Annotated in this window: 9 protein-coding genes; 3 read left to right on the top strand and 6 right to left on the bottom strand. The window is 50.0% G+C overall.

From position 1 onward, the window contains the following. The 6 genes from HY879_24750 to HY879_24725 form a co-directional block, all read right to left on the bottom strand. A partial coding sequence (locus HY879_24750) for an ABC transporter substrate-binding protein (protein ID MBI5606554.1) occupies positions 1-1,220 on the bottom strand: 1,220 nt, incomplete at its 3' end. A 252-nt stretch (positions 1,221-1,472) separates the two neighbouring features. Beyond that, the gene (locus tag HY879_24745; protein MBI5606553.1) at positions 1,473-1,985 is read right to left on the bottom strand and encodes a DUF296 domain-containing protein; all 513 of its coding nucleotides are present in this window, start codon (positions 1,983-1,985) and stop codon (positions 1,473-1,475) included. 25 nt (positions 1,986-2,010) lie between these two features. Further along, positions 2,011-3,507 (bottom strand): aldehyde dehydrogenase family protein, encoded by a 1,497-nt coding sequence (locus HY879_24740; protein ID MBI5606552.1) that lies wholly within the window; start codon positions 3,505-3,507, stop codon positions 2,011-2,013. A gap of 282 nt (positions 3,508-3,789) precedes the next feature. Then, positions 3,790-4,416 carry a hypothetical protein gene (locus HY879_24735; protein ID MBI5606551.1) on the bottom strand — a complete coding sequence of 209 codons (627 nt, stop codon included), beginning with the start codon at positions 4,414-4,416 and terminating at the stop codon, positions 3,790-3,792. 174 nt (positions 4,417-4,590) lie between these two features. Further along, a complete protein-coding gene (locus HY879_24730; protein ID MBI5606550.1) occupies positions 4,591-5,331 on the bottom strand; it encodes a 4Fe-4S binding protein in 741 nt (246 codons plus the stop codon). A gap of 51 nt (positions 5,332-5,382) precedes the next feature. Further along, positions 5,383-6,108, bottom strand: coding sequence for a FadR family transcriptional regulator (locus tag HY879_24725; protein MBI5606549.1), 726 nt, complete (start codon positions 6,106-6,108; stop codon positions 5,383-5,385). 399 nt (positions 6,109-6,507) lie between these two features. On the opposite strand from HY879_24725, the gene HY879_24720 reads away from it, so the two are divergent. The 3 genes from HY879_24720 to HY879_24710 all read left to right on the top strand — a co-directional run. Further along, the gene (locus tag HY879_24720) at positions 6,508-8,043 is read left to right on the top strand and encodes a methyl-accepting chemotaxis protein (GenBank protein ID MBI5606548.1); all 1,536 of its coding nucleotides are present in this window, start codon (positions 6,508-6,510) and stop codon (positions 8,041-8,043) included. A 42-nt stretch (positions 8,044-8,085) separates the two neighbouring features. Beyond that, positions 8,086-11,481 (top strand): PAS domain S-box protein, encoded by a 3,396-nt coding sequence (locus tag HY879_24715; GenBank protein MBI5606547.1) that lies wholly within the window; start codon positions 8,086-8,088, stop codon positions 11,479-11,481. Between the two features lie 53 nt (positions 11,482-11,534). Continuing rightward, on the top strand, positions 11,535-12,429 hold an 895-nt coding region (locus HY879_24710; GenBank protein MBI5606546.1), incomplete at its 3' end, for a PAS domain S-box protein.

The following is a 12,429-nucleotide window of genomic DNA, read 5'->3' as shown; positions in this document are numbered from 1 at the left end:
CCCCCATAGGCATCCAGGATCTGGGCATAATCAAAATTCTTGTACATCCCCTTGCGCCCGGCAGAACCTTTCCCTTTGATCATGTAGGTGGCATATTTGTACACCGCCCGTCCATCCTTTCTCCAATGGACCGGACCTTTGACGGTGAAAAATTCCGGTTTCTGCATCAAGGCATTATAGACCTTTTCAGGATCCGTACTGCCGGCCAGTTCAATGCCCCGGGCCGTCTCCATGACACCGAAATAAGCATTCATGGCATAAGGATCAGGCGGTGCATTATACGTCTTAATGTACTTTTCTGAAAAGGCCTTGGAAGCCTTGACCACCTCGGCATCTTTGAAACCGCTCATATCCCAGTACCACCACATCTGTCCGTAAATACCTTCCATGGCCTCCGGTGGAATGCCAGTGGCGAAAACGTTCATCAGCCAGAAATGCAGGGCCTTCATGTTCTTACCCAGACCCATCTCGGCAAAGGTCTTCAGGGCGCTGATGGCATCATTGGCCCAGGAACCGATGAAGACCAGATCCGGGTTGTATTCCTTGACCTTTATGAAATAGGGGGTCATGTCAGTGGTATTCACGGGCACCCAGAAAACCTGGTACTTCAAATTCGGCAAGGTCTTGGCGGCCTGCTCGAAACCGGCGAAGGTCGTCTTTCCGATGACATAATCAGGCATAAAGCAGGCAATCTTTTTGGCATTGAGTTTTTTGGCCATAAAAATGGCCGCCGCCGCACCGGCCGACTCACTGGTGGCGGTCATGTTAAGGGCATAGGGGGCCTTTACCGCCTTTTGAAAAAAGGTTTCCGGGGCCCCATTGGTGGAAAGATAATAATGGCCGGTCTTCTTGATTTCATTGTTGAGGGCCATGTTGATATTCCCGAAGGTACTGCCTACCAGGAGCGTTACCCCCTGATCTTTGGACATTTCATGAAGACGCTGTATGGCCACCTGGGGTTTCGTTTCATCATCCCGGAATAACCCTTCCACTTTGACCTTCTTGCCGCCCAGGGTAATCCCGCCCCGGTCGTTAAGGTCCTTTATGGCTAATTTGGCCCCTTCTTCCTGAAGGGTACCGATACTGGAGCCCGGTCCGGTCAAGGAATACATGATCCCGATTTTAACGGTATCGGCCGCCAGGACCGGCAGGACCGTCAGCAAGCCAACGATGGCCGCCAGGGCAGCCATTCCCAAAAGTTTTTTGTCTAAACGCATCATTTGTGGCCTCCTTTTTGAGATGTTATCTGGTTTCGATTTTTAAACTGGCGGCTATGGGCAATAGGTTAAATGATTTCCCTGATTTTTTTCCTATAACCTCGTGCCTATAGCCTATAGCCTATAGCCTGTTTTCGAACTAAGCGCTCATGCCACCATTAGGGCGTGGCACCACGAAAGCATGAAAATAGATTCAAGGTCTAAGGTGTTCGTACTTGAAACTTGCATCTTGCATCTTGAAACTTTATTTTCGTATTAAAGATCATTTCTGAACTCCATCAATCCGGTGACGGCGCTCTTGCTCTTCTTGACCGTTGAGCCCTTGATATGGGCCAGGAAGATCTCTGTGGTAGTGAAAACCTTGGCCCCCACCATATGGCCACCCGTCAGTTCGCCGTTACCGTGGGAGAGAAGACAGTGGATGTGGAGCACCGGGTCGCCGTGCTTCAGATTCCCGAATTCCCCTACCAAAGGGACAATATTGCCCTCGATGCTCATCAGTTCAAAGGGTCCCTTTATTTCGATTTTGTTCAGGTTTTCTGCCGGTCGGACCGGTATACTGAAACCCGGTTTGGGGGCCACGAAGACCACTTCTTCCAGACTCCCGATGCCGGAGAGGATAACCGCCCGTTCCCATCCCTGGTCCTGGACTGTTTTGATAAGCACCTGGAACAGATCGTCGCCGGGGTGAAAACGGGTCAGGATCACCTCGCTCAAATCGACCTTTTCGAAAAAGCGCGGATCCCCTTGGGATAATGTTTCCTGCATAGGTAAACCTCCTTTTGTTGCTGCTTTAATAAGTCAGGTTGACGGTGACGGTCTTGCGCTGGGTAAAACTTTCCAGCATGCCTTCCAGAGACCATTCGCGGCCGAGGCCGCTTTGTTTGACGCCCCCGTAGGATTGTCCCGGAAGGATGCCACCGCCCTGGTTGACCTGGACAAAACCGGACTCGATCTCGTGGGCCGTCCGTAAGGCCTTCGACAGGTCATGGGTGTAGATGAAAGCGGCCAGACCGTAATGGCTGTCGTTAGCCATGCGGATGGCCTCGGTCTCCTCTTTCCAGGGGATGGCCACCAGTACCGGACCGAAGACCTCTTCCCGGACGATCCGCCAGTCGTTTTTGACCCCGACGAACACTGTGGGTTCAACGAAATAGCCCTCGGATAGCATCCCGGTTTGGGGCGGCAGACCGCCGCACAAGGTTTTGGCCCCGGGATGATTAAGCCCTTCGGCGATATAAGAAACCACCTTTTTGTACTGGGTCTCATTCACGATGGCCCCCATCTGGGTAGAATCATCGAGGGGCTCACCGATCTTCAGGCCCTTCAGTTTGGCCACCAGCTTTTCCAGGAAGGAATCGAAGATCGCCTCCGGCAGAAAAAGCCTGGCCCCGGCCGTGCAGGACTGGCCCTGGCGGACAAAACGCATACCGTTGATGACATTGGTGACGGTGGTATCATCATCGGCATCGGGAAAGACGATTTGGGGGCTTTTCCCGCCCAGTTCAAGGGAGACCGGGATAATGCGTTCGGCCGCAGCCCGCATAATGGTGCTGCCCACCTCCGTAGAGCCGGTGAAGGAAAGCTTGGACACCAGGGGGTGCCCGATCAGGGCCTGGCCGCATTCGGAACCTGTTCCGGTAACCACATTGAGCACACCTTTGGGCAGGAACCGGTTGCAGAGTTCCACCAGTTTGACGGCCGTCAGCGGGGCTTCCACCGAAGGTTTGAGGACCAGGGTATTACCGGGCGTCACGGCCATGGAGATCTTCAAGGCACTTAAGGCCAGGGGCGCATTCCAGGGGACAATGCCGCCCACCACCCCTACGGGCTCCCGGCGGGAGTAGCTGAACAATTGCTCGCCCAGGGGCAATACCTCTCCTTTGATTTCACTGGCCACCCCGCCGAAATAGCGGATCAGATCGGCCGTCATCATAACCTCGCCTCGGGACTGGGTGGCAATGGCGTTGCCTGTCTCAAGGGAATAGAGCCTGGCGAATTCCTCCTGTTCCTTCTCCAGGGCATCGGCTATCTTTAGCAAAGCTTTGCCCCGTTCCCTGGCCGGCACTTTTTTCCAGGATACGAAGGCCTCGGCTGCTGCTTTGACCGCCAGATCTACTTCGGCCGACCCTCCCCTGGGGACCAGACCGGCTTCCGTTCCTTTGTGAGCCGGGTTTTCTACGGAGAGCCATCGGCCGTCACCGGCTTCCATGGACTCCCCATTGATGATCATCTTGACCCTGCCCACCCCCTGTTTCCAATCCGTGAAAGATTTTATTTGTTCTATCATATAGCCTCCCTATAATTCTTTAGTTCGAAAACAGCTCAAAGCTGAAAGCTGAAAGCTCAAAGCAAACAAAAAACAATTAAAATCGACCTCTGGCAAAATTCATTTTCATGCTTCGTGGCGCCCGCTCCGGGCATGAGGGTTTAGTACGAAAATAGATTCCGATTTCGGATTTCGGAATTTAAAGGGAACTCCCCTTCAATATTCGATATTCATTATTCGATATTCGACATTCGCTTTTTCATGCTTCCTGGCACCATTAGGGGCATGCGAGTTGGTTAGAACTTATTCCTTTTTGCTCATTTGCTCGATCAAATGCCGGGCCCTCTGGGGATTGAAGACACCGCACTGGCACTGCCTGGCCAGCTCACTGGCCGCCTCTTCCGCTTTTTTCTTCCCTTTTCTGACCTGTTTTACCAGATGTCGGACCAGATTACCTGCGATCAGACCATGGCCGCACATGGTGGTTATCTCAAGGACTGGTCCTTCAGTTAGACGGTCTGTTCTCCCGTAGATTCCGCCTGAAAACTCAACGGTATGGACTTTTAGCCCGGCCTGACGGCAGAGCTGATCAATGTCATTCACCACCCCGCTGACTACTACCGAAAGACCGACATCGGCCTTTTTCAAGTCCCGGAGGACCTTTCCGACGATCTCTCTGGAGGTAAAAACGAAATGGATATAAGAGTTCTCCTGGAAATTGCCCTCCATCGCCTCTTTTGTGGCCTTGAAGCAGTTTCCGGTCTTGACATCCCCGAAGTTGACCGGCTGATACTTCTCGATAATCTCAAAGATCTTGCGGATTTTAGGGACGGAACCCCTGGCGTTGACCGATTGACAGGCCATGGAAAAAACCACAAAATCTTCTCTTAAATCCAGGAGGCTGCCCTGTCGGTGTAGTGTGTGTGTCATTTCAATTCTCGTTCCTTAATACGAAAATACCGTTACGGGTTACGAGTTACGGGTTGCGGGTTCAAAACCAACCTTACTTCAACATTCATGATTCGTTATTCGATATTCGATATTCGTTTTTTCATTCTACGTCTATGCCCGCATCAGACCTGCACGAAGGTTTAACAGGCTGTATCACGGTTGATACAAAGGACGTCCCAGACCGACATTCACCTTCCCGTTCACCGAGTAATCCAGCCCGGCCTTTTCCAACTCCCGGACCAGGGGAATGTCCCTGTCAGGCCCCACCTTATTGATCAGGTCCAGCGAAAAAACCGTATCGATTTCCGAGGCGATCACCTTAATCAGGGCAAAAATCTCCTGGGCTTTCTCAATAGGGACGATGAACTCGACGATGGCCGAAAGGACCTTCTCGTTTTTCACATCCTTTTTCAAATCCCCTGTTTGGGGATTCTCGATCAGTTGGGTCAATGGATTCAGAGGTTCCAGGACTACTCCCATTGGGATCAGCCTTTTGATCGCCTTCTCGGTCTCACCCAACCGGACACCGACCCCGGGCCGGCCGAACTCCAGGCCGACTCCGATAAAGCCGTCCCGGAAACGTCCGGTAACCTCATTGGTCTTCATCTCTTCGGTCCCCCTTCCGGGAACGTTCGTCCCCTTGTGCTCGTGAAAGGGGTCGCTGAAGGCCCTTCTCAGGATTCTTGGCCATTCCAGAGATTCATCCCAAATGGCCTCGGTCGGACAGACTTTGGCCTTGAAACAGACCGAACATTCCACACAGGCCTCCCGGTCGATTTCCGCAAAGGCCTTCCGTCTCTTGGCCGGATCTTTTTTATGGAAGATAATGGCTTCCACCGGGCAATAGGGGACGCAGGCGCCGCAGCCGGCACAGGTATCCTGATCGATTTTCATCAACGGCCCTCCCTGTTCGGCAGGATCCCGCAAAAAACCTTTTGAGACGAATCAGGCCCCATGGCCTTCCTCCTGTTTCTTTTGATAAAACCCTTCTATCTTCTCCTGAACCATGAGGAGATGGCGGGACATGGCTTCTACGGCCTTTCCCTGATTGCGCGATTTTAAGGCTTCCAATATGGCCAGATGGTCCTTTGCCGATTGATCTATGGCTTCCGGCATAACCAAAAAGGCTTCCCGGAGAAATTGTTCCAGGGATTGACGAATGGTCTGGAAAACGTGCATCACATATCGGTTGTGGGTGGCTTTGGCAATCAAATGATGAAAAACCAGATCCTGTTGATAGTATTCTTCGATATTGCCCTTCCGGGCCGCTTTCACGGCCTCTTTCAAGACCCCAGCGATTTCGGCGATCTCCTCATTGGTGGCCCTGACCACCGCCAGGGCGATCATGCCCGTTTCGATCAGATGCCGGATTTCGGTCAGCTCGATGGTCCCCTGGGCATCGGACATAAAGGGCAGATTCAGGTTGTTGGCGATAAGGGCGTGGGCCTTGGAAACCAGCACCGTGCCCATTCCCGGACGCTGCTCGATAGCGCCGATCTGCGTCAGTGTCTGCAGGGCCTCGCGCAAACTGGGCCGGCTGACACCCAACTGCTCGGCGAATTCATTTTGGTTGGGCAGCTTATCGCCCTGGTTCAACTGACCCTTCAGGATCATTTGACGGATTTCTTCCAGGACATAATCAGCGGTCTTCTTTTTAAGAATTCGGCTCACGGCTTTTCCCTTACCGGATAATTTGTAATATGATTAGATTGTCAGATTATCTGATTATATTTTTTTAAAAGCCTTGTCAAGACTTTTTTAAAAAATTTTTACAAAGTGTAAACTATATAAAAGGCTTTTTCGGCTTTAACGCCCTTACCTTACCAGGGCTTTCAAGGTTTACCTGATTTAAGTTACCAGGATTATTGCCTAAAATATTATTTTCCTTTTCCTCCTCCAAACTGGCACATCTATTGCGAACCAAAGATGACAATCATCCCCAACCCCTTAATCAATCCTTATCATCAGCGGAAGAGACAACCGGGAAAAATTTAAGGGGAGTCCGGAAATGACCGATAAAACGGTAGAGGGTCAGCATTAAGTAAAAAAATGATGGAAGGAGAATCATTCATGTTTACTCATGTGAAATTAAGAACAAAGATATTGGGTTCCTTTTTGCTGTTAATCCTTTTAACAGGAGGTATTGCCTCGATCGGCTGGAACGGCATGCACACTATGGCCGTGCGGATTGAAAAGGCCGATGATACCACCAAAATGATTGAAATGCTCTTACAGGCACGAAGGCACGAAAAAAATTTTATCCTTCGAGGGGAAAAGAAATGGATTGACGAGGTAAACCAGTCCGTTTCCCAATTAAAAAAACAGGCTCAGGAAACCCGGGGAAAATTCAAAGACCCCAAGGACATTCAACAGACCGATCAGGTCCTGGAGTCCATCGGCCATTATGAAAAGACCATCGTCCGGTTAACCGACCTGAAGACCAACGGTTCAAAAGAGGAACAGGATAAGGGTCTGCCGGAGATCGATAAAATCCTGGCCCAAACCGGCAGGGCCATTGAAAAAGAGTGCAACGAGGTCCGTCTCAATCAGAAAAAGAAGATGGAAGCCCAGATGGCCAAGGCCCAGACCGGTATCATGGCCGGGGCCTTAATTGCCATCTCCCTGGGATTAGGGATGGCTTTTTTTATCACCCGCAGCATCACCCGTCCGATTCATCGTGTAACCGAAGGGCTTATTGATGGCTCTGGGCAGGTGGCCTCGGCAGCAGAGCAGGTATCTTCCGCCAGTCAGTCTCTGGCTGAAGGGGCCTCACAACAAGCCGCCGGACTACAGGAAAGTGCGGCTTCCATGGAAGAGATCGCTTCCATGACTGATCAGAACGCCCTTAATGCCAACCAGGCCAACCTCTTCATGGCCGAGAGCGGCCAGGTCGTTCAAGAGGCCCATCATACTTTGAAGAATCTGAACCTTTCCATCAATGAGATTTCCAAGGCCAGTGAAGAAACCGCCAAGATCATAAAAACTATTGATGAGATTGCCTTCCAGACCAATCTGTTGGCCTTGAACGCCGCCGTAGAAGCGGCCCGAGCCGGAGAAGCTGGTGCCGGATTTGCCGTGGTGGCCGATGAAGTCCGGAATCTGGCCCTGAGGGCGGCCCAGGCCGCCCGGCATACCACTGATCTGATAGAAGATACGGTCATTAAGGTTAAAAAAGGAGCGGCTATTGTTACCGAGACTAACGAAGCCTTTGAAAAGGTCGCCCTTACCTCCAAAAAGGCCGGCCAGTTGGTAGAGGAAATTGCTACGGCCTCCAGCGAACAATCCAAGGGAATCGACCAGATCAACAAGGCCCTGGCCGAAATGGACAAGGTGGTCCAACAAAACGCCGCCAATGCCGAACAATCGGCTTCGGCCTCCGAAGAACTCAATGCCCAGGCCCAGGAAATGAAAAAATTTGTCGATGATCTGGTGGTCGTGATTAATGGACGTGTTAATGGGGTCCCCACTCTGTCCACCTCCCGGAACAGGGTAAATCGGGCCCGTATTCCGGCTCCAGGGGTTACTCAAAGAATCTTGCCGGTCCCCGGGCCCACCCGAACCGATCGGCTTATCGCACTGTCCGAAAATAATGGAAACGATTTTTAAACTAATACAAAGGAGGTCATCTGTTTTTTGTGAAAAAAAATCATGAAAAAAACTATTTCAGGTCGATTACAGAAAAAAATTGTGACCTATTCTGTTTTGGGCATTTTTTTAATCGGACTGATACTGGCCTTGGCCAGCATCTTCCCCCTTTATAACAATTTAAAAACCGGCGAGGAAAAAAACCTCTTATTCTCTGCAAAAAACAGGAGCCTGCCCGTTGAGGAATATTTTTCCCGTTGTTACGATATTGCCGTACAGATCAGCAATCGAACGGCCATCCGCCAACGACTGGAATCCCATTATAGACAGGCAGAAAATCTAAAAGGGCTCAAAACTTTTGTCCAGGAGTTTTTGACCGATTCACTCTATGGATCGGAAAATCTGGCCGGTATCACCCTCCTGGATTCAGAGGGAAACCTTCTGGGTGAAGTGGGATTATCCCTCCCCTTGAAATACCGGACAGCGGTATCCCAGAACACCGCTCCGACAATTTCCCGGTCCACCATCCATCTCTACAACACCTTTTATCTTCTGATCGGGGTTCCGATTCTGGACCGTTATGCCACTCAGGTCGGAACAGACCTCGTTTTATTCAACCTCGGCCACCTCCAGAATATTATCGGCGATTATTCCGGTCTGGGAAAGACAGGCGAGATTTTATTGGGGGTCCGGGAAGGTGGACAGCCCCGTCTTTTGTTCTCCTCTAAGACCGGACGAAAAGAAATACGTCAAAATATTTCAGACGATTCTCGGTTAAGGGAAGGCTTTCAAAGGGCTTTTCAAAAAGAGACCGGAATTATTCCATCCTCTTACCTTACCCAAGGTCAGGAGGTAATGGCCTTCGCCCCGATTCGAAATACAGATTGGGTGATTATTGTTAAAATGGATGGGCAAGAGCTCTATGGACCCATAAGGAGCCAAATAGCGGTCATTGGGACAAGCACCCTGGCCTTGATCCTCCTTTGCAGCCTGGGTATGGTCTTTCTTCTTCGACCCCTGGCCGGGAAAATGATCATCCATACCGATGAATTGGAAAAACAAATCCAGGAAAAAACCCTGACCTTGCGCCGGGAGTTAAATGAACGCCGCAAGGCCGAGGCGTCCGCGGAAAAAGAAAGAAAAAGACTTTTTACCCTGCTGGACGGTCTGCCGGCTTCGGTCTATCTCCAGGCCCCTGATTATACGATTCGTTATGCCAATCGATATTTCCTGGAGTATTTCGGCGATCCCAAGGAAAAATTTTGTTTCCAAATTTTTAAAGGGTTCGATCAGCCCTGCCGGGAATGTCCTACCTTCCGGGTCTTTGAAACCCGGGAGCCGCAAGTATGGGAAGGAAGCCGCAAGGGTGGAAAGACCTATCGAATCTACAACTACTTTTTCAGTGAAACAGACGGTTCATCCCTGGTAATGGAATTGGGGATTGATATTACCGAGCTTAAGGAAAAGGAAGAGGAACTTAAGGAATCCCGTAATCTTTTGGAGAAGATCCTTTCTAACCTGGACGAAGCCGTCATAGTGACCGATCCACAGAGGGTCCTCTATGATTGCAATAAGACGGCAGAGGAAATATTCGGGTATTCCCGGGAGGAAATGGTGGGCCGGAATATCCAATTTCTTCATGCCTCGGAACAATTGTACCACCGGTTTGGTCAAGAAGCCCAACAAAACTATCAGGACAAGGGGTTCTATAAAACCGAGCATACGATGAAACGCAAAAACGGAGAAGAATTCCCGGCCAAGATCATGACTAAGCCGCTCTTTGACGAATCAGGCCATTATGAAAAAGTGGTCGGCGCGGTGCGGGATATCACCGAACGCAGAGAAAACGAGGCCGAGTTGAATCGACTGGCCGCGGCCGTCAATCAGGCGGCCGAAAGCATCTTGATTACCGATGTTCAAGGATTGATTGAATATGCAAACCCGGCCTTTGAGAAGATCAGCGGTTATGATCGGGTAGAAATCCTGGAACGGGATATTGTAACCTTGAGCGGAAAAAAACATAACAAAATCTTTTCTGATGCGGTCCGGGAGTCCCTTCAACAGGGCAAGACCTGGAAGGGCAACCTGACTAAAATAAAAAAGGACGGCGGTTCTTACGAGGTCGAGGCCACCCTTTCTCCGATCCGCGATGCCCAAGGGACGATCATTAATCTGGTGGGGGTGGAACGGGATGTCACCCATGAACTCCAATTGGAAAAACAGCTCCGCCAGGCCCAGAAGATGGAGGCTATCGGGACCCTGGCCGGCGGCATCGCCCATGATTTCAATAACATCCTGACGGCCATCATGGGCTATACGGAGATTTGTCTTTATAAGGAATCCGAGGTCACTCGCATACGGAGGGATCTGGAACAGGTCCTTAAAGCCAGCCACCGGGCCATAGATTTAGTCAACCAGATCCTGACCTTCAGTCGTCAAACCGAACAGGAAAAAAATCCCATCCAACCGGAGATCATCATAAAAGAAGCCCTTAAACTCCTCCGGGCCTCACTCCCTTCGACCATTGAACTACATCAAAATATCCAAAACGATGGCGGTCGGGTCTTGGCTGATCCCACCCAACTCCATCAGGTGATTATGAACCTCTGTACCAATGCCGCCCAGGCCATGGCATTAACCGGAGGGGTCTTGGAAGTGGGTTTGGAAGAGATCAAACTGGGATTCTTGAAAAGACCCGATTCGATAAATCTCAAGCCGGGTAATTATCTAAAATTAACCATAAGCGATACCGGAGTCGGAATAGATCCGGCTGTGAAAGAACGTATTTTTGATCCCTTCTTTACCACTAAAAAACCCGGGGAAGGCACAGGGCTAGGATTGTCGGTAGTCCATGGGATTGTTAAAGGTCTTGAAGGGGAAATATCCGTTGATTCCAAACCCGGTAATGGCAGCACCTTTCAAGTCTTTTTCCCCAGGATAAACAACACGGCCACGGAAGAAATCAAAGGGTTTCCCGATCTCCGAACTGGCAAGGAACGGATCCTTTTGATCGATGACGAAGAGGCCATTGTGGATATGGGCCAACAGATGCTGGAACAATTAGGCTATAGGGTTACGGCCAAGACGAATGCCAAGGAGGCCCTGGAACTTTTCGAGGATCTCCCCTCCGAATTTGATTTAATCATTACCGACCTGACCATGCCCTATTTGACCGGCCTCAAACTGACGGAAAAATTTTTAAAAATTCGCCCGGAAATTCCGATCATCCTCTGCACCGGATTCAGCGCAGGGCTTAACCTGGAGCAAGTCAGGTCTATCGGGATCAAGGAATTAGTTATGAAACCCATTGTCCGGTCTGAGATAGCCCAGGTAATCCGGAAGGTCCTGGAAACCGACAGGCAAGCCGTCAGGGAAGATACCGGGAGGCTTTTAAACCGAGAACCGGTGATATCCCGACAGTGTCTGAACGGCAAGGAAGATGAATCCTTTCTTCATTAATCTTTCAATGGCCGATCAGCGCTTTAGGAACCGTTTAGGAATTCGATCGACTTATGAAAAGCAAAAAGTTGCGACAATTGATTGTCTGGAAGTTTATCCGGATATTATTTATACTCAGCCTGATCCTTGTTATCTTGGACATCTTTATCCATCTCTCTTTTTCTTACCGCGATCAGATCCGATCCTTACAACGAGAAAGCCGAAGAATCTGCCAAAATGCCTTGCCCGGTTTAGCCTCCAGCCTGAAGGGGATGGACCGGGGCCTGGTCCAGGCCCAACTGGAAGAAATTGTCAGGATCCCCAATTTGGAATGGGCCAAAATAGAAGATAAAAACCAGGTCATTGCGGTTTGTGGCACCCCTCCTAAATATCCCGGTCCCGTTCAAACCTTTCCCATCTATTACTACCATAAAAACAAACCCTGGCACCTGGGGACCTTATCGATCCAAACCGGATTAACAAATGTGTATAAAAATTTATTCAAAGAATTTGTCCTCATTTTTCCAATCTCCGGGATTCGGATTTTTATAATGGCCTTTTTTGTTCTGATTATTTTCCAGGGCATGGTCTCCCGGCCTTTGGAAACCCTTGTAGAATACTTCAGCAAATTTGACCTGACCCAAACTGATCTTTCTTTAAACCTGACCAGACGTCGGAAAAAAAACTCTTACCCGGATGAGATCGATCAATTAGTGGACGCAATCAATACAATCTGTCAACGCACCAAGAGTGCCTTTAAAGAATTGGATAACGAGTTAAAGAAACGTCTGGAAACGGAAGAGGCTTTAAGACATTCCGAGGAACGCTACCGTATGATTTATGAAAATGCCGGCGATGCCATCTATACCTATGACAGCGATCTTCGACTGACCGGTCTTAATCGCAAAGCGGTGGACTTAATCGGCTATCCTGAAAATGAATTAATCGGCAGGGACATTTTCGAATTGG

The organism is Deltaproteobacteria bacterium (assembly GCA_016219225.1).
Taxonomy (GTDB): Bacteria; Desulfobacterota; RBG-13-43-22; order RBG-13-43-22; family RBG-13-43-22; genus RBG-13-43-22.
This window is presented reverse-complemented; position numbering and strand designations above follow the sequence as displayed.